Source organism: Candidatus Edwardsbacteria bacterium RifOxyA12_full_54_48, from assembly GCA_001777915.1.
Lineage (GTDB): Bacteria > Edwardsbacteria > AC1 > AC1 > EtOH8 > UBA2226.
In genome coordinates this window covers 112598-137221 of sequence record MFFN01000008.1, presented here as the reverse complement: position 1 = coordinate 137221, position 24624 = coordinate 112598, and the positions used below count along the sequence as shown (strand labels likewise).

Annotated in this window: 16 protein-coding genes and 1 pseudogene; 6 read left to right on the top strand and 11 right to left on the bottom strand. The window is 56.2% G+C overall.

Translation table 11 applies throughout. The features are described from left to right. A pseudogene (locus A2273_11650) lies at positions 1-1590 on the bottom strand (hypothetical protein). A 70-nt stretch (positions 1591-1660) separates the two neighbouring features. After that, positions 1661-3106: a hypothetical protein gene (locus A2273_11645; GenBank protein ID OGF06210.1), complete on the bottom strand. Its 1446-nt coding sequence runs from the start codon at positions 3104-3106 to the stop codon at positions 1661-1663. A 386-nt stretch (positions 3107-3492) separates the two neighbouring features. On the opposite strand from A2273_11645, the gene A2273_11640 reads away from it, so the two are divergent. From A2273_11640 to A2273_11615, 6 genes are all read left to right on the top strand, one after another. Further along, positions 3493-5643, top strand: a complete 2151-nt coding sequence (locus tag A2273_11640; GenBank protein ID OGF06209.1) for a hypothetical protein — start codon at positions 3493-3495, stop codon at positions 5641-5643. Between the two features lie 71 nt (positions 5644-5714). Next, on the top strand, positions 5715-6068 hold the full coding sequence (locus A2273_11635; protein ID OGF06208.1) for a hypothetical protein: 354 nt from the start codon (positions 5715-5717) through the stop codon (positions 6066-6068). A 52-nt stretch (positions 6069-6120) separates the two neighbouring features. After that, positions 6121-6864, top strand: coding sequence for a hypothetical protein (locus A2273_11630; GenBank protein OGF06207.1), 744 nt, complete (start codon positions 6121-6123; stop codon positions 6862-6864). A gap of 20 nt (positions 6865-6884) precedes the next feature. Then, positions 6885-7811, top strand: coding sequence for an alpha/beta hydrolase (locus A2273_11625; GenBank protein OGF06206.1), 927 nt, complete (start codon positions 6885-6887; stop codon positions 7809-7811). A 55-nt stretch (positions 7812-7866) separates the two neighbouring features. Continuing rightward, positions 7867-8739 carry a hypothetical protein gene (locus A2273_11620; GenBank protein OGF06205.1) on the top strand — a complete coding sequence of 291 codons (873 nt, stop codon included), beginning with the start codon at positions 7867-7869 and terminating at the stop codon, positions 8737-8739. 9 nt (positions 8740-8748) lie between these two features. Next, positions 8749-9498 (top strand): hypothetical protein, encoded by a 750-nt coding sequence (locus A2273_11615; GenBank protein ID OGF06204.1) that lies wholly within the window; start codon positions 8749-8751, stop codon positions 9496-9498. A 203-nt stretch (positions 9499-9701) separates the two neighbouring features. On the opposite strand, the gene A2273_11610 is transcribed toward A2273_11615, so the two are convergent. From A2273_11610 to A2273_11570, 9 genes are all read right to left on the bottom strand, one after another. Then, the gene (locus tag A2273_11610) at positions 9702-11090 is read right to left on the bottom strand and encodes a tyrosine phenol-lyase (protein ID OGF06203.1); all 1389 of its coding nucleotides are present in this window, start codon (positions 11088-11090) and stop codon (positions 9702-9704) included. A gap of 127 nt (positions 11091-11217) precedes the next feature. Continuing rightward, on the bottom strand, positions 11218-12258 hold the full coding sequence (locus tag A2273_11605; protein OGF06202.1) for a UDP-3-O-(3-hydroxymyristoyl)glucosamine N-acyltransferase: 1041 nt from the start codon (positions 12256-12258) through the stop codon (positions 11218-11220). Continuing rightward, positions 12255-13214, bottom strand: coding sequence for a hypothetical protein (locus A2273_11600; GenBank protein ID OGF06201.1), 960 nt, complete (start codon positions 13212-13214; stop codon positions 12255-12257). The genes A2273_11605 and A2273_11600 overlap by 4 nt, the downstream gene beginning before the upstream one ends. Positions 13215-13242: 28 nt before the next feature. After that, positions 13243-15474 carry an outer membrane protein assembly factor BamA gene (locus A2273_11595; GenBank protein ID OGF06200.1) on the bottom strand — a complete coding sequence of 744 codons (2232 nt, stop codon included), beginning with the start codon at positions 15472-15474 and terminating at the stop codon, positions 13243-13245. Between the two features lie 185 nt (positions 15475-15659). After that, complete coding sequence (locus A2273_11590) at positions 15660-18140, bottom strand: hypothetical protein (GenBank protein ID OGF06199.1); 2481 nt, start codon at positions 18138-18140, stop codon at positions 15660-15662. Positions 18141-18184: 44 nt separating this feature from the next. Further along, entirely contained in the window at positions 18185-19255 is a 1071-nt protein-coding gene (locus tag A2273_11585) for a protein arginine kinase (GenBank protein OGF06198.1), read from the bottom strand. Then, positions 19252-19761 (bottom strand): hypothetical protein, encoded by a 510-nt coding sequence (locus A2273_11580; protein OGF06197.1) that lies wholly within the window; start codon positions 19759-19761, stop codon positions 19252-19254. The genes A2273_11585 and A2273_11580 overlap by 4 nt, the downstream gene beginning before the upstream one ends. Before the next feature lie 321 nt (positions 19762-20082). Beyond that, entirely contained in the window at positions 20083-23328 is a 3246-nt protein-coding gene (locus A2273_11575; GenBank protein ID OGF06196.1) for a transcription-repair coupling factor, read from the bottom strand. Between the two features lie 510 nt (positions 23329-23838). Beyond that, on the bottom strand, positions 23839-24618 hold the full coding sequence (locus A2273_11570) for a GNAT family N-acetyltransferase (protein ID OGF06195.1): 780 nt from the start codon (positions 24616-24618) through the stop codon (positions 23839-23841). Between the last annotated feature and the right edge of the window lie 6 nt (positions 24619-24624).

The window sequence follows — 24624 nt, the reverse complement described above, 5'->3', positions numbered from 1 at the left end:
CCCCGTATAAATAAGTTGAGGCGCGCCCCAAACATCAGCGCTATGTTGGGAATTATACAGTTCATTGCCCTTTGACCAGCAGATTGTGGGCGTCTGGCTCGCTGTCAGTTCGATGGCCGGGTTCTTGCCCTGGCCCACTGCGGACTGGGTTGACCAGGTTTCGCCGTCGTCTACCGAAGTAGTGTGGTAAACGGTATCGTTTGAGGTAAAGACCACATGCAGTTTGCCGGAGTTGTCTATGACCAGTTTTTTGCCGTTGGAATGGGCGGTGGCTTCCGGGGTGGTGGAGTAGGAAACGATGGGATCGCCGGGATTAGGCGGGTAAAGAATATAGGTATTAGACCATGTATTGTCCTTTCCATCATAAGCGCTTACCTTAAAGGCAGTGCCTGATGTATAGGGGCAAAAATATTTAAAAGTGTAGGAAGTAGCGGTGGTATTTTGTAACAAAGTGACCCAGTTACCATCGCGAAAACGATCATAGGTCAGCGTATATGTTTTTACCGGAAAAGTTCCGACCACGGAAGACCAATTGATATATGTGTCGCCAGCGGGCACTTTTGAAGCAAGATTGGCATACGGATCGTAGTAGGCGCTTATTCTGGCAATAGGCGCTTTATAGCTTAGATTGCCATATTCTAAATACAAATATGGCCCCCACCCGCTGGGGTCGCTCCACATTGGTGTTTCTACTCTTGATTCGGACCAACGCTCGTGTTCTTTGCTTTCGTATAGCGACACTTTCCCGTTGCCGTTATAATCCGCATTAACCGGATATGGAAGATGATACGGATACAGGGCTTTGCCGCGTTGAGAGTTCATTATGTGAAAGTTGTACTCGCCGTGATTATATACCACGCTATTATATGTTTCATTCTCGGGAAGAGGCGATTCATTGCGGGAGATATTATCGGCCCGGTAAGCGGATTCACTGCCGGTGCATGCGGTGCTGACCATTGTTTTGCTGTTTTGCAGGTTGTCAATAAAACCGCCGCTGAAACACTGCTGCATCCAGAACGCCCTGGCCCAGCATGGTATGGGGTTCACTTTGTTGGCAAAGTCGGTATCGGTGATTTCGACATCCATCAGACCGAGTGTGGAGTTGTTGTTGCCGGTGGTGCCGCCATGATTGAAGGTATAGCCGAAAAGAAAGTCATTGACGGTCATTTTGGGAATGCCCTGGCCGGCGTTGCCGTTGGCTAACCAAGAGAATATGTTGGCCACTTCGGTATAATAGGCGCGGTAATCTGTGGCCTTCGGTATTACATTGTTTGTTTGAACAGATGCTTTGTAGCGATCATTTAATGTAGTGTAATCATCACCATTCCCATAAAGAACGTAGATATCGTTATTCGCCCAGCCTTTGTTCTTGTAAAGCAATTCCCACATCAGGTAGGTATCGTTCCAGAATTCGTCGTAACCCTTATTGGGGTCTTCGGAATCTATCTTCCAACTGGAAAGCCCGCTCTTGGATTCCTTGGCCGGTGTATCGCCGGTGATTATCACCGCGCTGTGATTAGCCCAGCTTACGGCGCCGGTCAATAGAAGAACCAGCGCAACAACAATAAAGCCGACATATTTTTGCCGCATTTGTGTTTCCTCCTTTTGATGGTTTTAGTTTTTTTTGGTTAATAGTCCCACATTTAAAAGTAAGCCAATATCAACGAATAATAATGAATTTCTTTAAAGGCGTGGCATATTTGCCTGATTTTAATTTTAGTTTATAAAAGTAAACACCCGAAGATAGTGATGAATCAGCAGTAATAGTTACTTTGTGCGTGCCGGATTTTTTAAAACCACAATTGCGGCTTTTAACCAACTGGCCGGCAAGGTTATAAATATTAAGAATAATATTATCTGCGTTTTTTAGGGCATAGACAATCTTAGCATCTATTTTGAAAGGATTGGGGTAAATGTCTTTCAAAATCAATAATGGTGGACTTATAGTTGTGGACGGATTTATTTCATTTTGAATGCCGGACACATAGACAGTATCATAGCTATATTCAATCCAGCCAGAATGAGACCATGAAGTATAAATATTAAATTTATTTGTATAAAACGTTAGCAACGCACACCGTGTGGCTTCAATTATAGGCATTGGCAAAGTCCATTGTCCAAAGCTATCACGTTTTACTATACTTACGCCTAAAAACGAGTCTTTATTGGCTGGATTTATAGCGCAATACACCATTTTATTTGTAGTAACAATACCCGGTTCATATGAATATAGACTGTCCATTAGTCTACGAGGCGTTGACCAGAGATTATTTTTACCGCACGTATAATAACTTATAGAACCGCCATATCTTTCCTCCCAAACCAAATGGATAGTATCATTTAGCCCGATGCTTATGCGGGGATAGCATGTTTGCCCTGTTGAAGTATCCGGCGGATTCAGCATCTTTTGCCAGCCTACGCCGTTATATTGAAAGTAAGCCAGCGGGTATCCCAGGCTATTCCGGTAGTCCATTGCTATTATATGTGGGTTGCCGTAACTATCAATGGCAATATCCGGCCAACCCATTTTTATATTGCTATCCGGCGCCATCTCAACCGGCGCAGACCAATCGCTCCAGTTCCAACGGCTGTAAAAAACACCAAATGTGTCAGCATAAGAATGCCAGGTTGCATGTATGTTGTTTTGTTTATCAACAGCCATACGCAAACCACTATGACCGCCACCTTGATTTGCTATGGCTTGAGGAGTTGTCCAATTGCTTCCGTTATGATAGCTAAAATAAATGTTGCCGCTGCCTTCATCGGACCAACCTACAAATGGCCTGCCGCTTGTGTCAACTACTATATTGGGCGTCAATGAGGAAACGCTGGGTGTGTCGTTCGACAACCAAATAGGCGTTGACCAATTTGTGTCTTTGCCGGAAGAATACATTACCCAATGCGGCCCCCAATAATTGTCATACCTCCATGCCTCCCAGACTACATGCGCCTTGCCGTTTTTATCAGCCGCTATACAGGGCCGGGAACAAGATACCAAGGCGGTGTCGTTCTTGGAGATGTTGTAGGGTGGTGACCAGGCTGAGACAATGTTTGCAAAGAACAGCACTATGATAACGGCCAAAATATTTAACTTAATATTCAGCATAGCCTCCTTTTTTAAAAAAGTATGATCGGTAGTGCAAAAGCCCCTGCCCGCAGTTATTAAAACTGAGAACAAAGGCTTTTAAATTATGGCCCCCTATGCAAGCAAGCCCGTGGTATAAGGCTTTCTTGTTTTTCACAAAAGAAATTGTAGCACAATGATAGGTTTATTGTCAAGAGAGATTTCATTTAAAATGCCCCGGACCGGATTCCTTCAGACACGTTTTATGCTTGACTATCCTTCCTTTTAGGTTTAGAATTACTCTGGCAAGTAGGTCATCAGGCGCCATCGTCTTGAAGGCTTTATCATTCCCTTTTTACTGTATGATCTGCCTGCATGGAATGTGATCAGAACAGCTATTTTTTCAATTTTTGACGGATAAACCGATCATGGCAAAATTCTACAGGGGGAAATTTTCCCTCAAGGTAAAACGTAAAACAAGAAGAAATTTCCTCAGGGCGGGATTTTTTACAGCACTGGCCCTGATCTTCCTGCTAGGTTTCCTGGCCGGGACTTTCGCCTTCTACAGCCGGGGACTGCCATCCACTCGCACCCTTCAGGAAATGCAGCCCAAGCAGGGCACCAAGGTTTTCGACCGGAACAGCATCCTGATCTACGAATTCGCCGAGGAGCATCGGGTGGTGGCCCCGCTGGCCAGGATACCCAAAAACCTGATCGATGCCACCATCGCCATTGAGGACCGCAGTTTCCGCTCCCACTGGGGGGTCGATTTATTCGGCTACGCCGCGGCAGTCAAGGACTTCGTGCTGCGCCGCAGCAAGCGCTTGCGCGGCGCCTCCACCATCACCCAGCAGCTGGCCCGCAACATGTTCCTGACCCAGGACCGCACCCTGTCACGCAAGATCGCCGAGGCCATACTGGCCATGAAGATCGAACGGTTGTTCTCCAAGGACGAGATATTGGAACTGTATTTCAACCAGATAAATTACGGCCACGGAGCCTACGGGGTCCAGACCGCCTCCCAGATGTATTTCGGCCGGGACGTGGACAGTTTGACACTGCCCCAGGCGGCCATGTTGGCCGGGATGCCGCGCGGCCCATCGATATACACCCCCTACACCCATCCCGAAGCGGCTTTGAAAAGAAGGAACACCGTGCTGGAGGCCATGGTGGCCACCGAAGCTATCACCCGGACCCAGGCCGATTCCGCCCGAAAGACGGAGATAGTGGTCAAGCCCCGCGAATTGCGGCTCAATGACGCCCCCTATTTCGTGGAGGAGGTCCGCAAATACCTGGAGGCCAAATACGGGGCCAACGCCATCTACCAGGGAGCCATGCAGGTCTACACCACCCTGGACATCAAGCTGCAGCAGGCCGCCAACCAGGTCTCCGAGAACTGGTTGGAACAGTTGGAGGACCGTTACAGGCTGGTTCCCCGGCGCAGGGATTTCAAAACGCCCAAGGTCGAGACCGATATAGTCAACACCCCCTATATCCAGGACGCCCTGCTGGCCCTGGATCCGCACACCGGGCATATCCTGGCCATGATCGGGGGGCGCGATTATCTGATCAGCAAATTCAACCGGACCATCCAGTCGCGCCGCCAGGCCGGCTCGGCCTTCAAGCCCTTCATCTACACCGCCGCCATCGACAACGGCTTTTCCCCCGGCGACGTTATCCTGGACGCCCCCATCGTGATAGAGGATGACGGATCGGGAGAACCATGGTATCCCCGCAATTACGACGGCAAATTCGACGGCCCCACCTCGCTGCGGCGGGGGCTGGCCCTGTCCAAGAACCTGATAGCGGTCAAGCTGATCCAGAGCGTCGGGCCCTCCACCGTCATCAGCTACGCCCGCAAAATGGGCATCCGGACCCCGCTGCCGGCGGTGCTGTCACTGGCCCTGGGCTCGGCCGACATCAGCATGATAGACATGGTCAGCGCCTACGGAGTATTTGCCAACCGCGGGATCAGGGTGGAGCCGCTGATGATCCTGAAGGTGCTGGACAAGAACGGCACCGTGTTGGAGGAGACCCACCCCTACGCCGAGGAGGTGCTGTCTCCCCAGACCGCCTATATCATGGCCAACATGATGAAGACGGTGGTGGACCACGGCACCGGGATTGCAGCCCGCAGCCTGGGATTCACCCGCCCGGCCGGGGGCAAGACCGGGACCACCAATGATTATACCGACACCTGGTTCGTGGGCTACACCCCGGACCTGGTATGCGGGGTGTGGGTGGGCTTCGATCAGAAGAAGACCGTGGCCGAAGGCGCCACCGGGGCCGGGCTGGCCCTGCCCATCTGGGCGGCCTTTATGAAACAGGCCACCGACAGCCTGCCGGTCAAGGATTTTTCGGTGCCGGGGGATATCGTCTCGGCCACCATCTGCACCGAGTCCGGACTGCTGGCCACCCCGGCCTGCCCCAGCCCCAGGAGCGAGATATTCCTCAAGGCCAACCTGCCGGCCAAGAGCTGCGATATCCACCGTCTGCAGAACCTGAACATGCAGAGCAAGGACTATAACTTCGAACAACTGGACCGCGGCAGCCTGAACGACCCGGACTTCAAACCATGACATAATTGTCATTCCCGCACTTCATTTCATTCAGTATAAACTCCGGCGGAAACCCAGAGATAAGGATATTGATGACCGACAGAAAGAAACTGATAAAAGAATACAAGCAAACGCTTACCCCGATGGGCATTTTGCAGATAAAAAATCTGGCCAACGGCAGGATATTATTAATGAAGGCCAAGAACCTTCCCGGCATCATCAATAGCCAGAAATTCAGCCTCAATCACGGCTCCCATCCCAACTCGGAACTGCAGAAGGATTATGGCCGGCTGGGGGAGGCCGGTTTTTCCTTTGAGGTGCTGGATCATCTGGAGCCCAAGGAGGGCATCAGCTACGATTACACCCGGGACCTGAAGGCCCTGGAGGAGATCTGGATCGAAAAGCTCCAGCCTTACGGGGATAGGGGCTATCATGCCAAACGTTGATGAATGGCCACCTGCTCGATACCAATTTTACAAAACAGTCATGGAGGGACAAATGAAATTTCTAGTTTCTTATCTCGTCGGTTTCCTTTTCTTTTGTACCGGATCCGGCCTTTTCGCCCAAGGATTTATTGATGTTGAAGCAGGGGCCGCCTTCACTGGTTACAATGACGTTCAGATCCCCAGCGACAGCGGAACCAGATTTTCCCTGACCGACGAGATAGTGTCATCCCCCGCTGTGGTTTTAAGGGCCCGTGGAGGTTTGACCATGGCCGGGCGACATAGCATCTTTATCTTGGCGGCGCCCCTTACCGTCCGGGGGAGCGGGACCCTGGAGAGGGATATCACCTTTCAGGGGAAAATATTTCGCCAGGGCACAGAAATTCATTCCACCTACCGCTTCGATTCCTACCGGTTGACCTACCGCTACACAGCGATTGATAGAGCGGGTTTCAGTATGGGGGCTGGGCTGACCGCCAAGATCCGCAGCGCCGGCATAGCCCTGATGAGCGATTCCGCCTATGCCCGCCGCACCGACCTGGGGGTGGTCCCGCTGATCAACCTGATGGTCCGTTACAAGATGACGGAGAAGGCCGGCCTACTGCTGGAGAGCGACGCCCTTTGGTCGCCCTACGGCCGGGCCGAGGATGTTCTGCTGGCCTTTCAATACAGCCCCAAGGAAAGCCACACCCTCCGGATAGGCTACCGGATGCTGGAGGGCGGCGCCGACGGCGGTGGCAAAGTGTACACCTTTTCCCTGTTCCATTACCTGACGGCCGGCATCACAGTAAAATTCTAATATACCATTTAGGATATTTTATGCCCAGCTGGCAAAGCCGCTTTTTTATCTTTCTGCTTAAATACCGGCACCTGCTGAAATTTCAGAAGAAAAGGACCACCACGGTCGACGAGGACACCTCCCTGCAGGCCCTGCGGGCCGAGGTCGAGCGGGGGGCGGACTTCTTCGGCAAACTGCCGGACGGCTTCAGCCTGGCCCCGGTCATGATCGGCAGCCTGTCGGCCGAATGGATGAGGCCCCAGGATGCGCCCCGGGACAAGGCCATCCTCTATTTCCACGGGGGCGGGCTGGTGGTGGGCTCCATCCGGGCCCACCGGGGCATAGTGGCCAAGTTCGTAAAAAAGTGCCGGATACAATCCCTGTTGTTCGATTATTCCCTGGCCCCGGAGCATCCCTACCCCGCCGGATTGAACGATTCGGTGGCCGCCTACAAGTATCTGCTGGCGCACGGCATCAAGCCGGAGAATATGATATTCATGGGCGACTCCGGCGGCGGCAACCTGGTCTTTGCCGCCCAGCTGGCCCTTAAGGAACAGGGGCTTCCCCTGCCCGGCGCGTCCATCGCCCTCTCGCCCTGGACCGACCTCAGCAACTCCGGCGAATCCTGGACCTTCAACGCCCAAAAGGACACCCTTTGCTGGAAGGAATCCCAGACCACCTTCAGCCGGTACTATGCCGGGGAGAACGACCCCAGGGATCCCTTGATCTCGCCGTTGTTCGGCGACCTGCGCGGCCTGCCGCCGATGCTGATCTTCGCCGGCGGGGACGAGACGTTATTGAGCGATTCCACCCGGCTGGCCGAGAAGGCCAGAGCCGCCGGGGTTGATGTTACCCTGATCGTTGGCCAAGGCCTGTTCCACTGCTATCCGGCCTGCGCCCCCATGTTCCCCGAGGCCAAAGAAGCCATGGAAGAGATCTGCCGATTTGTCAAGAAATATTTAGGATGAGACAATAAAGGATCGCCATTATATCTGATATTCAAATATACGGAACTGTCACAACATGAACAACAAAAATATAACCGCTTTTGGCACCCCATTTGAACGGATCTTTATGGGGCTTCTGTCCATCGCGACCGGCATCATTCTTATCTTTTTGGCGGTCAACGGCCCCCTGTTTTTACATCAGATCAAATACAGGACGGCGGAGATATTGAACAATCAGCTGATCGGCCAGGACCTGGTGAACCTGTTCCTGTTAAGCGTCATCCTGATCGCCGGCGGGGCGACACTTTTCCTCAAGAAACAAATATCAAAGTATCTCTTGATCATCACCCCGCTCTATCTGATATCCTATGTGCTGAGCTACACCATCGGCTGGGAGTGGAGCTCCCCGGAATATTCCGGCAACAGCCAGGGGTACACCTTCTATTTCCTTTTCATCCTGATCGCGTCCCTCCTGATCCTGCTTTATTCGATTTCCATCTTTCCCAAGAAGGTGGAAAGCCGCTTCAAGAAAAAGCCTCTGATCATCTATTCGGTCCTGTTCTCGTTCTTCCTGCTGGTCTTTGCCTCCATGTGGGTCAAGGAGGTATTGGAGGTCATGGCCACCGGCACCGCCCGGGCCTATGACATCGCGCCCACCGCTTTCTGGGTGGTGCGTATCTTCGACCTGGGATTCTCCATCCCGCTGGGATTGGTCAGCGTCTATCTGTTATGGACCAGGCCCAATACCACCTACTCCATACAATTCCTGTTCTATGGCTTTTTCCTTACAATGATATTAGCGGTCAACGCCATGGGGTTGGTGATGTATTTCAACCATGACCCCACATTTATGATGCGGGATCTGGTCGTTTTCATCATCCTGGCCCTGATCGTTTTCATCGGATTCGTCTATATTCATAAGAATTACCGCGTCATTGCTGACAAGTAGCCTTGTAATATGAAAATATCCGTACTTTGCGAAAATCAAGCCGGTCATAACGGCTCCAGATCCATTCTGGCCGAATGGGGCCTTTCTCTATTGATAGAGGCCGGTGCTGTCAATATCCTCTTCGATGCTGGACATACCAATGTTTATTGGCACAATGCCGAACAGTTGAAGATCAATTTGAACCGAACGGATTTCATAGTGCTGTCGCACCACCACTGGGATCACGTCGGCGGGTTGCAACATCATGGTTTTAAGACCAAAAAGAAACTCGTGGCTCATCCGGAATTGATCGCCCAGCTGCCGGCAAAAGAGTCCCGAAAGATAAAAACGGATTTCAGGATCATCACCTCTGCCGAACCGCTGGAATTTTCCCAAGGTATCTTTTATCTGGGGGAGATCCCCCGGGTAAATAATTTTGAAAAAGGATTGTTCAAAAGGAAGCGGATGCCTGACGATTCAGCGATGGCCATCAAGACCAAGAACGGCGCGGTGGTCATCACCGGCTGCTCGCATTCCGGCATCTGCAACATATGCCAATACGCCAAGCAGGTGACCGGACAGAAGCTTTACGCCGTGATCGGCGGGTTCCATTTGTTTGGGAACGACCCGAAAGCGGTGGAAGGAACCGTCCGTTATTTTAAAAAGGAACAGCCCAAGCATATCTATCCGATGCACTGCATAGACCTTTCCAACCTGGCTCGGTTTCACCATGAGTTCGGAATAGTTAAGTTTTCTGCCGGTGATACCATACAACTTTAGAGATACAGCCCGTCATGTTAATTGCTTCATTGTAACTCTGAATGAATAACAAGAAAGCCCCGCTACCAGCGGGGCTTTCTTGTTATCCGTTTATTTAATTAAATCCAGTTAGTCATGTAAATCCGCTTACGCTTTATTGTCGGGCTTCTTCAAGCGCCATAGCTTCAGCGGAGGCGCTCCTGTCAAAAAAGGCATCCTGATATTTAAGCCGGTTTAAGTTCCACCGTGAAATGCCGCATGATCGGCGCCTCGCGCACGATGGCATAACCCTTCTTTATCTCATTCCTTCTATCGTAGACATTCTTCAAACACTCGGCCACGTACAGCATGTGATTGTCGCTGTAGACCCGGCGCGGTATGGCCAGACGTAATAGTTCCAGGGCCGGATAGCGGTTCTCCCTGGTTTTAGGGTCCCGGTCGGCCAAAAGCGTTCCGATCTCCACCCCCCTTATCCCGCCTTCCTTGTAAAGCTCCACCCCCAGGGTCTGGGCTATGAGCTGCTCCTGGGGAACGTTGGGCAGAAATTTCTTGGCGTCCACGAAGACGGCATGACCGCCCACCGGCTCCTGGATGGGGATGCCGCAGGACATCAGTTTTTCTCCCAGCAGTCTCACCTGGCGCACCCGGGCCTCCAGGTAATCGAACTCGGTGGCCTCGCGCAGGCCCACCGACAGCGCGCCCAGATCCCGGCCGGCCATCCCGCCGTAGGTGATGTAGCCCTCGAACACGATGTTGAAGGTGCAGGCCTGCTCGAACAATTCCTTGTCCCTGAAGGCGATGAACCCGCCGATGTTGACGATCCCGTCCTTCTTGGCGCTCATGGTGCATCCGTCCACCAGATCGAACATCTCCCGCACAATCTGCTTGATGCTTTTGTCCGCATACCCCGGCTCGCGCAGCTTGATGAAGTAGGCGTTCTCGGCAAAGCGGGCGGCGTCGAAGAACAACCTGATCCCGTATTTTTTGCACATGGCCGACACGGCCTTGATGTTCTCCAGCGACACCGGCTGGCCGCCCGAGGAATTGCAGGTGACTGTGATCAAACACAGCGGGATGTTCTCCTTGGGATGTTTCTTGAAGACAGCCTCCAGTTTGTTCAGGTCCAGGTTGCCCTTGAAGGGATGCTGGGAGGAGGTGTCGAAGGCCTGGTCGATGGTGCAGTCCAGGGCCTGGGCCTTGCGGAATTCGATATGGCCCTTGGTGGTGTCAAAGTGGCTGTTGCCGGGAACCACCAGGTCGGGGGCCTCCATGCCCATCAAAGCGGAGAACAGCACATTCTCGGCCGCCCGGCCCTGGTGGGTGGGAAGAAAATATGGCATGCCCAGAAGTTCTTCTATTGTTTTTTTGAGCTTGTAGTAGGAGCTGGCCCCGGCGTAGGACTCATCTCCCAGCATTATCTCGGCCCACTGGGCGCTGCTCATGGCCCCGGTGCCGGAGTCGGTCAAAAGATCTATGAACACATCGTCGCTTTTCAGGTTGAACAGGTTGTACCCGGCTTTTTTGATCAGCTCTTCCCTCTCGGCCCGGGTGGTGCGGCGGATGGGCTCCACCATCTTGGTCTTGTACGGTTCGGCAAACGGAAGCAAATTCATGCGTCCCTCCTTGAAAGGTATTTCATATTGATTTTCCACGTTCATAAGACAGGCCCCTCCCCTTATGGAGAGGGGCCTGTCATCAGGAGTCACCTGCTCACGGGATTGTCATCGGAATGATGCCCCGCTATTTATCTTTCAGCCTCTTCTCCAGCTCAACTATTCTTTTTTCCATGGCGTTTATCTTTTTGATGTAATTCGGCAGCAGGGCCACACTGGCCTCCCGGCGGCGGGCCTCGGTATGCTTTTTGGCCGGATAACCGGAAGCCACGGTCTTGCTGGGGATGGATTTGAGGACCCCGGACTGGGCGCCAAAAGTAACGTCATCGCCTATCTTCAGGTGTCCGATGATGCCGACCTGCCCCCCCATCACCACCCGGTCGCCGATGAAGGTTGAGCCGGCCACCCCAGACTGTCCGGCAACAACTCCGTCTTTTCCGATATGAACATTGTGGGCGATCTGCACCAGATTGTCTATCTTGGTCCCCTGTTTGACAATGGTGGGCCCCAGGGCCCCCCGGTCGATGGCGGTGTTGGCCCCCACCTCCACGTCGTCCTCCAGAATGACATTGCCCACCTGGGGGATCTTGAAATATCTATCTCCGTCCTTGGCGTAGCCGAAGCCGTCCGCACCCACCACCACCCCGCCGTGCATGATGATACGGTTGCCTATCCGGCAGCCCTCCCGTATGGAAACCTGGGGATAGATCAGGCAATCATCCCCCACCATTGTTTCCCGGCCGATATAGCACAGGGGCATGATCACCGTATTGGCTCCTATTCTGGCCCCGGCCTCGATGACCACATAAGCCCCGATGGTGGCACTCTTGTCTATGTGAGCCGTGGGATCGACGATCGCGGCAGAGTGGATGCCCGGACGGGGCTTTATTTTGACGGCATTGTAAAAAAAGGTCACGGCCTTGGCGAAGCTTAAGTATGGGTTGTCGGAAATTATCAGGGTCCGTCCCTGGGCCGCAACATTTTGGGGGACGATGATGCAGGAAGCCCTGGTGGATCCCAGATATTCGGCATAACTGGGATTGGCCAAAAAGCTGAGCTGGCCGGGCTGGGCCTCCTTCAGGCCCGCCAAGCCGGTCAGTTCCACATCCGGACCCTGCAGCTGTCCCCCGCATTCCCTGGCCAGCAGGCTGGCTTGGTATCCGTTCATTGCTGGGATATCCTCTGGCTGATTTTTTCCGCCAGGCTTTCACAGCCCATCACCAGCTCGCCCTCGCCGTCTACCTTTTCGCTCTCCTCGGCTATCATCTGGTCGCGCTCCACGTTGTATACCTTGATGGTGATGGTTATCTGATTGTTGGCCAGGTTCTGGGTGATCTGCCCCAGGGTCATATAGCTGGCATCGAGTATCTTGGCCATCTCCAGGCCGCGGGCCTCCTTGACCTCGGACTTGGAGAGCCCCTTGTCCTTTACGATATCCTCAACCTGTTTCTTGGCCACCGGCTTCAGTTTCTGCCCCCTCTCCAGCGCAGTGAAGATAAACTCCTGAGCCTGCTTGCCGAACTTCCTCTTGATGGCCTCGGCGTCCAGCTCCCAGACGGGAAACAGGGCGATGCTGGGCAGAACCTTGACGGCCGTTCCCTCCTCCTTGGCCAGCTCCTCCAGCACCTGCTCGGTGATATCCAGTTCCTTGGAGGCATAGACCACCAGTCCCGACGATGAATCCAGCACCATCAGCAGGTTATTGTCCAGGGCCACCCGCTTGACCACATTCCCTATCTTCTCGGCCATGGGCTTGGACAGCTCACGGTTCTTCTGGTCGGCCTTTCCGCCCGGATCGAAGATCTCTTTTACAAAGGCCTCCAGCTCCTGTTTCCTGAGGGCTATCTCCTCTTTTTTGGCTTTGCGCCGCTCGCTGCTGATCACCAGGTCCGTCAGCTCCAAGCTTTTATCCAGAGAATCTACCATCTTGCGTTTGGCCGAGATCTCCTTGTTCCAGCCTTCTATGACCCGGTTCATCTCCTGCCGAACGTCGGCGGCACCCCGGTACTGGGCGAACACGGCCTTGGAATCCAGGTAGCCCACCTTCTGACTGTAGGCGCTGCCCGGCAAAAACAAGACCGCCAGAAGCAGGAAAAATATCTCTCGGGGATATCTGATCTTCATACCCAACGCCTCTCCCTTTTTTTACTGATTAAAACGAAGTCCCCAGCTGGAAATGCAGCTGCCATTTGTCTGACTGCACGTTCTTGTCCCAGTCGAATCCCCATCCCCAGTCCAGGCCCAGGACGCCCAGCATCGGCACCTCGGCCCTGACCCCCAGGCCGGCGCCCTTGTACAGCACCGAGGGATGGATCTGGTCGTATTGGGTCCAGGTGTTCCCGGCATCGGCGAAGGCCAGCAGGTAGACGCTCTGGTTGAAGCTGTATTTGACCTCCAGGTTGCTGATCAGCATTATCCGGCCGCCGTAGGTGGCCCGGTTGATGCTCTGGTCGGGATAGCCCCTTACCCCGTCGTCCCCCGAGCCGCCGATGCGGAATCTTTCATAAGCCGGCACCGTGGAGGGGCTGCTGTAGCCGTCCACCACCCCGGTCTTGGCCCGGGCCATCCCCACCAACTTCCAGAACAGCGGCCGGTAGTGCCGGTACTCCAGCAGGTATTTCTGGTAATCGATCCGGCCCCCCAGGATGCCGCCGGCGTACTTGGCCAGGCCCACCGTCCGGGTGCCGCGGCTGGCGTTGAAGGGCCGGTCACGGCTGTCCCGCACCAGCGTAAACGAGGTGCTCGATGATATGGATGGGAATGCTTGAGTGCTCATGGCTTGCGCAAAAGATTCGGACATATCCGTGATATTGATCCGCTCCAGGCTGTAGGACCAGTAGCCCCGGGTGTAATCCAGCCAGGGGATGGGGCGCCCCAGACTCAGGCTGCCGCCGGTCTTTTTCTGAGTGTACTCGGAATAGGTATATTGGGTGTGATAGACATTGACGCCCACCGAGGTCGGGGTGTCGAACAGCCAGGGCTCGGTGAAGCCCAGATCGACGTTGAACTTCTTGTTGCTGAACTCGGTCTTCAGGTTCACCTGCTGGCCCCGGCCCAGGAAATTGGGGACCCCGATCTGCACGAAGCCGGCCAGGCCGTCGGTGGCCCCGTAGGTGGTCCCGATCTGGAACTGGCCCACCGTCTTCTCCTTGACGTCAAAGATCAGGTCGATGTTGCCCAGGGTGTCGGCCGGCTGGTAGTTCAGCTGGACGTCCTCGAAATAGCCCAAGGTGAAGATCTCCCGCTGGCTGCGCATCACCTTGGAACGCCGGAACAGCTCGCCCGGCTTGACGGTCAGCACCCGGCGGATCACCTTCTCCCGGGTCTTGGTGTTGCCGGAGATGATCACCTTGTTGACATAGGCCGGTTTGTTCTCGATGATGTTATAGGTGATGTCCACCGTGGAATCCCGCAGGTCCTGGAAGGGCTCGATGTGGCAGTAGATGTAGCCCTCCTCGGTGTAGATGGAGAACAGGTTCTCCAGGGTCTTGTCGGCGTCGTCTATCCGGAAGATCTTTTCCGGCTTCAGCTCGGTCATCCGGTGGAGCCTCTTGGTATCGATCTTGTCGTTGCCGGAGAACTCCACCCGGCCAATCTTGAACTCCGGCCCTTCGGCCACCTCCAGGTGGATGTCCACTCGGTCCATCTTCCGGTTGTAGGACAGAGAATCCTGCCTGGCGGCTATCTCCAGATGGCCGTGGTTCTTGTACAGCCGGGTCACCCGGTCCAGGTCCTGGGTCAGGGTGTCCTGGTTGAAGGATCCGCTGCGGAACCAGGGGATCACCTTCCAGACCAATGTCCAGCCCCGGGGCTTGGTCTTCATGGCTTTGATGACGGCCCCGTCTGACAGGGCCTGGTTGCCGCTGACCAGTATCTTCTTGACCCGGATCTTCTTGCCCTCCTCGATCTTGAAACGGACCGCATAGCGGCTGCCCGACTCTATCAGGGTATCCTCAACCTGGGCGTTGAAGTAGCCCTTCTCCATGTACAGGGCCCGGATGGTATCCTTGGATTGGGCCAGGTACTGAGGATCCAGAAAACTGCCGGGCTTGAGGGCGATCTTTTCCTCCAGCTGATCTGATTTGATCTTCTTATTGCCCAGGAATTCTATCCTTTCCACGATGGCTTTTTCCGTCACTGAAAATACCAGCAGATATCCGCTCTCGGTCGAATCTTTGGCCACCGCCACCTCGGTGAAATAACCCAGTTGGTATATCTTCTTCACCGCTTCGGAGATGTTGTTGTCGTTCAGCTGGTCGCCCGGCAGTATCCCCGATGCGTTCAGCACCACCTCCGGATCGATTCGTTCGACACCCTCTACCCTGAGGTCGGCTATGATGACGGCATTGGCCGGCAAGGTCTGGACCAAGAGCGAAATTACCATAACTATTGACGGAAATAAAAAGCGCTTCATGTATGTCTTTCTTTTTTAGTTATCGGGTTTAGCTGTTCCAAAAAAACTTGGGCGGGCATCGGCTTGTAATTATAACATTCCGGGATTATGCAGTCAATTGAAAACCTCGCCAATTAAACATGACCAGGCTGGCTATGGCCAGCCTGGTCATGGACTCATTTCTTCGCCCGGGGAGTTTTTTTCCTGACGCCTCCCCTGATTTTTCCCGGGGACTGGGGAACGAATTTCAAGACCTCACCTTCGGCTTCTATCAGCACCCTGTTCCCGAACCTGATATCGGCCTTCAGGATCTCCTGGGACAGAGGGTCCTCCACCATCCTCTGGATGGTGCGGCGCAAAGGCCTGGCCCCGTAGGTGGGATCGAATCCCCTGGCCACCAGCAGTTCCTTGGCCTGGGGCGAGATGCCGATGGTGATGTTCTTTTCCTTAAGCCGCAGGGAAAGTTGGCCTATCAGGATGTCCACGATCCGGCCCATCTCCGGCCGGCCCAGGGAATTGAATACCACCACCTCGTCCACCCGGTTCAGGAATTCCGGGTTGAAGGTTTTTTTAAGCTCCGACAGCACCTTGTCCTTCATCTGGTCGAAGGCCAGCAGCTGGTCGTTATTCTGGAATCCCAGGCTGACGCCCTTCTTGATCTCCCGGGCCCCCAGATTGGAGGTCATGATCAGCACCGCGTTCTTGAAGCTTACCTTCCGGCCGTAGGAATCGGTCAGCTGGCCGTCCTCCAGCACCTGCAGCAGCATGTTGAACACGTCGGGATGGGCCTTCTCTATCTCATCCAGCAGGACCACCGAATAGGGCTTGCGCCGGATCTTCTCGGTCAGCTGGCCGCCCTCCTCGTACCCCACGTAGCCCGGAGGAGCCCCCACCATCCGGGAGACGGCGAACTTCTCCATGTATTCCGACATATCCACCCGGATCAGGGCGTTCTCATCTCCGAACAGGAAAGAAGCCAGGACCCTGGCCAGCTCGGTCTTGCCCACCCCGGTGGGGCCCAGAAAGATGAACGAGCCCATCGGCCGGGCGGTGTCCCGGATGCCGGCCCGGCTGCGGCGCACCGCCCGGGAGACGGCCTCCAGGGCCTGGTCCTGCCCCACCACCCGCTTCCTGAGTTCCTCCTCCATCCGCAATAAGCGGGCGGACTCTTTCTCCTCCAGCTTGACAATGGGGATCCCGGTCCAGCGGGAGATCACATAGGCGATGTCCTCCTGGGTTATCTTTACCGCCACCAGGTCGCGGCTCTTCTTCCAGGCCTCTCGCAGCCGCTCTATTTCCTGGCGCTTGTTCCTCTCCGAATCCCTTAAGGTGGCCGCCTTCTCATAATCCTGGCCCTTGACCGCCTCTACCTTGCATGCTTTTATGTCCTTGAGCTGGCTCTCCAAGAATTTTATCTCGGCCGGCGGCTCGGAGGTGGACAGCCTGGCCCGCGAGCCGGCCTCGTCCAGCACGTCGATGGCTTTGTCCGGCAGATAGCGGTCGGTGATGTAGCGGTCGGACAGCCGGACCGCCGATTCAATGGCCTCATCGCTGTATTTCACCTTGTGGTGGTCCTGGTATCTTTCCTGCAGACCCTTTAATATCTTCAGCGATTGGTCCACCGACGGGGCCTCCACTATGATGCTCTGGAACCGGCGCTCCAAAGCGCCGTCCTTCTCGATATGCTTGCGGTACTCGTCCAGGGTGGTGGCCCCCACGCACTGCATCTCCCCCCGGGCCAGGGCGGGTTTGAGCATGTTGGAGGCGTCCAGCGCCCCCTCGGCCCCTCCGGCCCCCACGATGGTGTGCAGTTCGTCCAGGAAGATGATGTTGTCCTGGGTCTGGCGCAGCTCGTTCATCAAAGCTTTCATCCGCTCCTCGAACTGCCCCCGGTACTTGGTCCCGGCCACCACCGCGGCCAGGTCCAGGGCCATCACCCGCTTGGACAACAGGGGCTCCGGCACCTCGCCGCTGATTATCTTCTGGGCCAGCCCCTCTATGATGGCGGTCTTGCCCACCCCGGCCTCGCCGATCAGCAGGGGGTTGTTCTTCTTGCGCCGGGACAATATCTGGATGACCCTTTCTATCTCCCGGCCCCGCCCGATCACCGGGTCCAGCTTGCCGTCCTGGGCCAGCCGGGTCAGGTCCCGGCAGAAATAATCCAAGGCCGGGGTCTTGCTCTGCCCGTTTGATTGAGGCGTCGGCGATGATCCCGGCTCGCTGGACAGCAGGCGCATGATCTCGGAGCGCATCAGCTCCGCACTAATGCCCAACGACACTAGGGCCCGGGAGGCTATGCCGTCCTGATCTTCCATCAGCCCCAGCAGCAGGTGTTCGGTGCCCACATAATTGTGCTGGAGGGTTTTGGCCTCCTCCACCGCCAGCTCCATGGCCCGGCGGGCCGACAGGTTGAATGGCAGTTCGCCCATCAGGATGGTCTGGCCGCCCTTGGGCATCAGCTCCTCCACCTTACGGCGGATCTGCTCGGTGCTTACGCCCAGGCTCAACAGCACCGCCACCGCCACCCCCTCGCCCTCCCGGAGAGCGGCCAAAAGGATATGCTCGGTGCCTATGTAGTCATGCTGCAGGCGCCGGGCCTCCTCGCGGGCCAGGAACAGGACCCTTCTGGCCCTTTCGGTGAATCTATTGTCTTTCATGATAATTACTTATTGATATTGGACTGTTTTGAGGTTTGAAAAGTTTAAATAAAATCTGCCATGATAGCCCTGACCATTTTGGCCCTTTCCCCGTCCCGTTCATGGGCCTCCAGCTGGGCGTCCAGCATGATCTGCAGATGGGCCGGCTGGGTGGTGATCAGCAGTTTGTTCAGGGCATTCAGCCCCATCCTGGGAAACAGGCCCAGGAAAATGCCCAGACGCAGGGAGGATGTCAGCTCCAAAAATTCCCGGGAGGAAAGCATCCTGGCGTTGGCCAGGATGCCGAAGGCCCTCCAGATGTTGTCCTCGGTCTGCCGGCGGGCGTGATCCATGATGTATCGGCGGGCCTCCATTTCCTGTTCCATCAGGCTGCGGCCCACCCGCTCCACATGCTCTATTATCTCCAATTCGTTCCGGCCCAGGGTGGCCCGGTTGGAGATCTGGAAGATATCCCCGGCCACCTCGCTGCCCTCGCCGTAGAAGCCCCGCACCAGGATCCCCTGCTCCTCCATTTGATTCAAAAGTTTTTCTATCCTTTTGGCCCGCACCAGGGCCGGCAGGTGGATCAGCAGCGAGGCCCTTAAGCCGGTCCCCAGGTTGCTGGGACAACAGGTCAGAAATCCCCACTCCGGGGAATAGGCCATCGCCAGTCTCCGCTGCAGCTGATCGTCCACCTGGTCGACTATCCGGAAGGCCTCGATCAGATCCAGGCCCGGCAGCAGGCTCTGCATCCGGATGTGGTCCTCCTCGTTGATCATCAGGTCCAGCGACTGGTCCCTTCCCACCAGCACCCCGGCCCCGTTCTTTTTGTCCATCAGGTCCGAGCTGATCAGCCGGCGCTCCCACAGGGCGGTCCTGTCGAGCTGGTTCAGGATATCCAGGTCGAAAAAGGCCGCACCGCCGAAATAATTAACCGCTGACGAAGCTTTTCTGACCTCCTCCCGGACCAGGCTGCGCTCAGCCTGCCCGGAGCGGCCGGGAAAAAGATGCTCCGCCAGATTGCGGGCCAGCCGGACCCGGCTGGAGATCACCACTCCGGGATCGCTGTCCGAAGGTTTAAGCCATCCGGCCTCCTGGCCGATCAGGCCCTGTATGCCGTTGTCGGGAAGGTTCATTTGGCCCCGCTGGTCTCCAATTGTTTGATCTGGTCGCGCAAGGCTGCCGCCCTCTCGTATTCCTCTTTGAGCACCGCTGCCTGCAGGTCCAGCTTAAGCCGCTCCACCCGGTTTTCGGAGGGGGCGGCTTTGATCTCACCGGAGGCCGGGGCGGCCTTGCCCAGATGATCGTTGAGGCCGTGTATCTGCCTGACCAGTGGTTTGAGGCTGGCGTTGAACACCTGATAGCAGCCGGGGCAGCCCAGCCGGCCCAGTTTTTTGAAATCGGTCAGGGCCAGCCCGCATTGGGGGCATTGGGCCTGATTATCGTCATCCTGCTCAGCGCCGATATCGCGGATCATCCCGGCCAGCATGTCCCCCAGGGAGGACAGGGCCAGGTTCAGGCTTTTGGCCAGGCCCTTGAGCTCGGCGCATTCCCGGCACAGGTTGTAGTCGGTGTTCCGGCTGTCCCGCACTTCGGTGTAGCGCATCACCGCCTGGTTTTTTTTGCACAGATCGCAGATCATAATGAGTTGTTCAATAATTTTTTAAATAATTGAGGAATAAACTCCCGCACCCATTCAGACTGTCAGACATAATAGCTTCCTCAGGGGGACATAGCAATGTCATCCCGAGAGCCTGCCCTGATACCGACAGTCTTGTTAGCATTTGAAGGGGAACTTCGAAGCAACACAAGTTGAGGGATAAGTGCCGCTACATAATCGGGCTTACAAGTATAATGCCTTCATCATGGTGCCATACTTTCATATCAGCTAACATAAGTAAATATAGCCCTTAAACCCCGCTTTGTCAACCCCTGGCAACCTAAGTGGGATTGCTGGAAGTTTTCAATTTCCGGCGGCGAAAAGCTCCCCGGAAACGGCCGATATATCCGGCCGGCTGCCCAGGGCTATCCTGGCGCAGAAATTTTTTGCGGCGATGAACTCCAGGGGCTGGCGGATGGTCCGGACCAGTTTTTCCAGCTTCTCCCGGGAGGGATTGCGGTCCTCCGGCCACCAGACCTCCAGTTTTGACCCCTCCCATTTTATCCGGACCGCGCCCAGGCTGGCCGCCCCCAGCCGGAGCCGGGCCGCCTCGATAAGACGGCTGACCTCCTCCGGCGGCGGGCCGAAGCGGTCGGACATCTCCTCGCGGATCCTGTCGAATTTTTCCATATCGCCGATCCTGTTCAGCTGGCGGTAGAGGTTGATCCTCTCGTTGGGATCCTCCACATAATCCTGCGGGATCAAAGCCCTCCCCGGGATCTCCACCTTGACGTCGATCTGGGGCACCGCCGGCAGGCCTTTCAGCTCCCGGACCGCCTCCTCCAGCAGCTGGCAGTAGAGCTCGAAGCCCACCGCGATCATGTTGCCGTGCTGCTCCCGCCCCAGAAGGTTCCCGGCCCCCCTGATCTCCAGGTCCCGCAGGGCCAGCTGGAAACCGGAGCCGAGCTCGGACAGCTCCTCGATCACCCTCAGCCGCTTGCGGGCAATTTCGTTGATCCGCCCCCCCTTGGGAATGATCAGGTGGGCGAAGGCCCGCTTGTTGGAGCGCCCCACCCGCCCCCGCAGCTGGTACAGCTGGGCCAGGCCGAACTTATCTGCCCGGTTGATGATGATGGTGTTGACGTTGGGCATGTCCAGGCCCGACTCGATGATGGTGGTGGCCACCAGCACGTCGTAGCGCTTGGCGGCGAAGGCCAGCATCACCCGCTCCAGCTCCCGCTCCTCCATTTGACCGTGGGCCAGGGCCACCTCGGCCCCCGGCACCAGACTGGCGATATAGGCGGTCATGGCGGCGATGGACTGCACCCGGTTGTGCAGGAAGAAAACCTGGCCGCCCCGGTCCACCTCCCGCAGGATGGCCTCTTTGATCCGGTCGGCGTTCCATAATGACACCTCGGTGATCACCGCCAGCCGGTCCTTGGGCGGGGTCTCGATGTTGGAGATGTCCCGGGCCCCCAGCAATGACATGTGCAGGGTCCGGGGGATGGGGGTGGCGGTCATGGTCAGCACGTCCACCGCCTTGAACAGCTGTTTGAGCTTCTCCTTGTGGGCCACCCCGAAGCGCTGTTCCTCGTCCACCACCAGCAGGCCCAGCTTTTTGAACTGGACGTCCTTCTGGATCAGGCGGTGGGTGCCGATGACGATGTCCACCTCGCCGGCGGCCACCGCTTTGATGACCTTCTTCTGGTCGCCGTGCTTGCGGAAGCGGGACAGCATCTCCACCTTCACCGGGTAGTCGGCCAGCCGCTCCCGGAAGGTCTGGTAATGCTGTTCGGCCAGCACCGTGGTGGGCACCAGCACCGCCGCCTGGCGGCCGTCCATCACCGCCTTGAAGGCCGCCCGGATGGCCACCTCGGTCTTGCCGTAGCCCACGTCGCCGCACAGCAGGCGGTCCATGGGCTTGTCGCTCTCCATGTCGGCCTTGATCTCCCCGATGGCCCTCAGCTGGTCGGGCGTCTCCTGGTAGATGAAGGAGGCCTCCAGCTCCTTCTGCCACAGGGTGTCGGGCGAGAAGCTTATCCCCGGCTGGGATTTTCGCGCCGCATACAGGACCAGCAGTTCCTTGGCCATGTCATGGGCCGAGCGCTTGGCCCGGGCCTTGGTCTCCTCCCAGGCCGCCGAGCCCAGCTTGGAGAGGTTGGGGTGTTGGCCCTCCTCGGCCGAGTATTTCTGGACCCTTTTCAGCTGGTCCACCGGCAGGTACAGCTTGTCGCCGTCCCGGAAGATCAGCAGCAGGCACTCGGTCTGCCGGCCCTCAATGTTAAGATTGCTCAGACCCTGATACTGGCAGATGCCGTGGTCCACGTGCACCATGAAATCGCCCTTCCTCAGGGCCTCCAGGCTGCGGATGGCCCCGCCCCCCTTGAAGAACCTTCGGGCCCTTCTCCGTTTCTCCCGGGCGAAGATCTCCCGCTCGGTGACGGCGCACAAAAGGGCCTCGGGAAAGACGAAGCCGCTGTGCAGCCCGGCCACCGTGATCTCGGCGACCCTTGCCCGGCTCTGGCCGTCGATGATCTCGTTCAGGCGCTCCTGCTGTCCCTGGTTGTCGCACAGCAGAAAGATCTGAAAGTTCTCCTGGTGCAGTTTCTCGATCCTGGCCCCCAGCAGGTCCAGATTGGACATGAAGGGCTCCACCGGCTGGATGCCGATGCGGACGATCTCCTCGGGCGACCTCTCCTCGGACATCCCGAAGCCGGCCCCGGAGGTCGCCAGCAGTCGGCTGAAAGTTGCTAGCCCCCGCCGGAACTGTTCGCCGGAGGCGAATCGGTTATCGTTGACCATGTCCCGGTACTCCTCGGACAGCTCGGCCCATTCGGAGGAGATCTCCCCCGGCTCGTCCATGATCACCAAACAATTCTCCGGCAGGTGCTCCAGCAGCAAGGCGGTCCTTTGGGAGACCTCCATCCGGGGCAGGATGGTGGCCCGTTCCAGCCGGGCGGTGGAGCGCTGGTCCAGCAGGCTGAAGCGGCGCAGCGAGACCAGGATGTCGTCGTCCAGCTCCAGCCTGACCGGCCCCTCCTCGCTGAAGCTGGCGATGTCGATGATGGAGCCCCGCAGGCTGATGTCCCCGATGCCCGACACGGCCGGCTGGCGCTCATAGCCGGAGTCTATCAGCCGGGCCAGCAGCTCCTCCCGATCGATCTTCATGCCCAAAGAAAGGTCTATCCTCCGCTGGCCGAACTCGGCCGGGTTGACGGTGCGCTGGATGACCGCCCGGGCCGAGGCCAGGATCACCGCCGGCTGTCTGGACGACAGGGCCTGGAGGCATTCCATCCGGCTGCCCACCAGCTCCACGTCCGGCTCCTTCTGGTCGCCCGGCAGGATGTCCCAGGCCGCCCACCATCTGATGTTGTCCGGGCCCAGCAGGACGGAGAGATTGTCCCGCTGCCGCTCGGTTTCCTCGTCGCCGGGGGTGATCCACAGCAGGGTCCGGGGCTGTTTGGCATACAGCCCGGAGACGATCACCGGCTTGCCGGCCTCGCAGGGCCCGGTCAGGCCGAAAAGCTTCTGATCGGAGGCATACAGCTTAAAAAGCTTGGCGAACGACGGGCTGTGGTAGACCGCTTTTGAAAATTTATCCCAGATCATATTATATTTTGTGATTAAACTTATTTCAATCTCTCACTAAGACACCAAGACCACTAATTATAATGATTTTAAACTTTGCGCCTCTGTGCCTTTGTGTGAGAAACAACCAACCTCTCACTGAGCCACTAAGGCACCAAGATTATTTTGTAATTACCAGAACTAAGATTACCCTTCGTGTCCCTGTGTCGCTTCGACAAGCTCAGTGCATGCTTTGTGTGAGAAACAACCCACCTCTCACTAAGCCACCAAGATCACTGAGTTCGTTTCGGGTTTCTTGGGTATTAAGATTACCTCTTTGTGCCTCTGTGTCACTTCGACAAGCTCAGTGCATGCTTTGTGTGAAAATATTCTTGGTTAATTTTTTGTGTTTTTCGTGTATTTCGTGGGCAGCGTTCCCGAACCGTAAACGCCGAAAGGCCAAGGCCCCGCTAGCATGGGGGGTCTTGGCTGTTCTTATAATTGATCAGAAATAATTATACACCGAAAGGATATTTTTGTAAAGCCTTATGATCAGGTGCGGTAGGCCATGAATTCCCCGTACTCCCCGCAGGTCTCGAAGCCCAGCCTTCGGTAGCATCTGATGGCCCCGGCATTGTCGGCCTTGACGTTGAGCCCGATGACATCGACCGTCTGCAAAAGATTCTGGCACAGCGCGGCGGTGGCCTTTGTCCCCAGCCCCTGGCCCCGCAGTTCCGGCCAGGTGGCGATGTTCCCCAGCGCCGCCACTTTGTACTGCTGCGAATAGACGTGAATCCCGGCGATGCTCGCCAGACGGCCTTCTTTACGCAGGCCGAAGTACTGTCCGGTCTCCAGCATCCGGGCATCGAACCAGTTGTCGGGATAACTGGCGGCGTAGAAATCCGATATCTCTTCCCTGTGGGAGGCACCCAATGGCGTGGTCCCGGCAGTATCGATATTTTTTAGAACCTCCGGCCGGGACAGCACCATCTTATGGTGGGTGCCGTGCGATTCTAAGCTAAATTTTTCTTTCAAGATCTCTTCCAGGCCCGGGGTCAGATGACAGTAGAGCCTGTCCGGCAATTCACCGGCCAGCTGAGCCAGAAGCTCTTCCATGAAAGGGGATCCCGGCTGGTCCAGGGCCAAAAGGACCGGCAGCTCGGTACCATTATACAGCAAGGCAATGGATTTTACCTCCCCGTTTTCTTCATGACCGTACCAAGTGGTGTAGGGAAAGAAAAAATCGTCCAGGTCGCCCAGCTCATAGAGGTGCAGGGCGGGGTTTTGGCGCAGGAATGATTCGATGATGGTCTTGTCAGTCAATACTCTCATCGGACG

What these genes read in the sequence shown, in the direction of transcription:
- A2273_11645 (OGF06210.1), bottom strand. Translation starts at nt 3,106, where the DNA reads ATGCTGAATATTAAGTTAAATATTTTGGCCGTTATCATAGTGCTGTTC.
- A2273_11640 (OGF06209.1), top strand. Translation starts at nt 3,493, where the DNA reads ATGGCAAAATTCTACAGGGGGAAATTTTCCCTCAAGGTAAAACGTAAA.
- A2273_11635 (OGF06208.1), top strand. Translation starts at nt 5,715, where the DNA reads ATGACCGACAGAAAGAAACTGATAAAAGAATACAAGCAAACGCTTACC.
- A2273_11630 (OGF06207.1), top strand. Translation starts at nt 6,121, where the DNA reads ATGAAATTTCTAGTTTCTTATCTCGTCGGTTTCCTTTTCTTTTGTACC.
- A2273_11625 (OGF06206.1), top strand. Translation starts at nt 6,885, where the DNA reads ATGCCCAGCTGGCAAAGCCGCTTTTTTATCTTTCTGCTTAAATACCGG.
- A2273_11620 (OGF06205.1), top strand. Translation starts at nt 7,867, where the DNA reads ATGAACAACAAAAATATAACCGCTTTTGGCACCCCATTTGAACGGATC.
- A2273_11615 (OGF06204.1), top strand. Translation starts at nt 8,749, where the DNA reads ATGAAAATATCCGTACTTTGCGAAAATCAAGCCGGTCATAACGGCTCC.
- A2273_11610 (OGF06203.1), bottom strand. Translation starts at nt 11,090, where the DNA reads ATGAATTTGCTTCCGTTTGCCGAACCGTACAAGACCAAGATGGTGGAG.
- A2273_11605 (OGF06202.1), bottom strand. Translation starts at nt 12,258, where the DNA reads ATGAACGGATACCAAGCCAGCCTGCTGGCCAGGGAATGCGGGGGACAG.
- A2273_11600 (OGF06201.1), bottom strand. Translation starts at nt 13,214, where the DNA reads ATGAAGATCAGATATCCCCGAGAGATATTTTTCCTGCTTCTGGCGGTC.
- A2273_11595 (OGF06200.1), bottom strand. Translation starts at nt 15,474, where the DNA reads ATGGTAATTTCGCTCTTGGTCCAGACCTTGCCGGCCAATGCCGTCATC.
- A2273_11590 (OGF06199.1), bottom strand. Translation starts at nt 18,140, where the DNA reads ATGAAAGACAATAGATTCACCGAAAGGGCCAGAAGGGTCCTGTTCCTG.
- A2273_11585 (OGF06198.1), bottom strand. Translation starts at nt 19,255, where the DNA reads ATGAACCTTCCCGACAACGGCATACAGGGCCTGATCGGCCAGGAGGCC.
- A2273_11580 (OGF06197.1), bottom strand. Translation starts at nt 19,761, where the DNA reads ATGATCTGCGATCTGTGCAAAAAAAACCAGGCGGTGATGCGCTACACC.
- A2273_11575 (OGF06196.1), bottom strand. Translation starts at nt 23,328, where the DNA reads ATGATCTGGGATAAATTTTCAAAAGCGGTCTACCACAGCCCGTCGTTC.
- A2273_11570 (OGF06195.1), bottom strand. Translation starts at nt 24,618, where the DNA reads ATGAGAGTATTGACTGACAAGACCATCATCGAATCATTCCTGCGCCAA.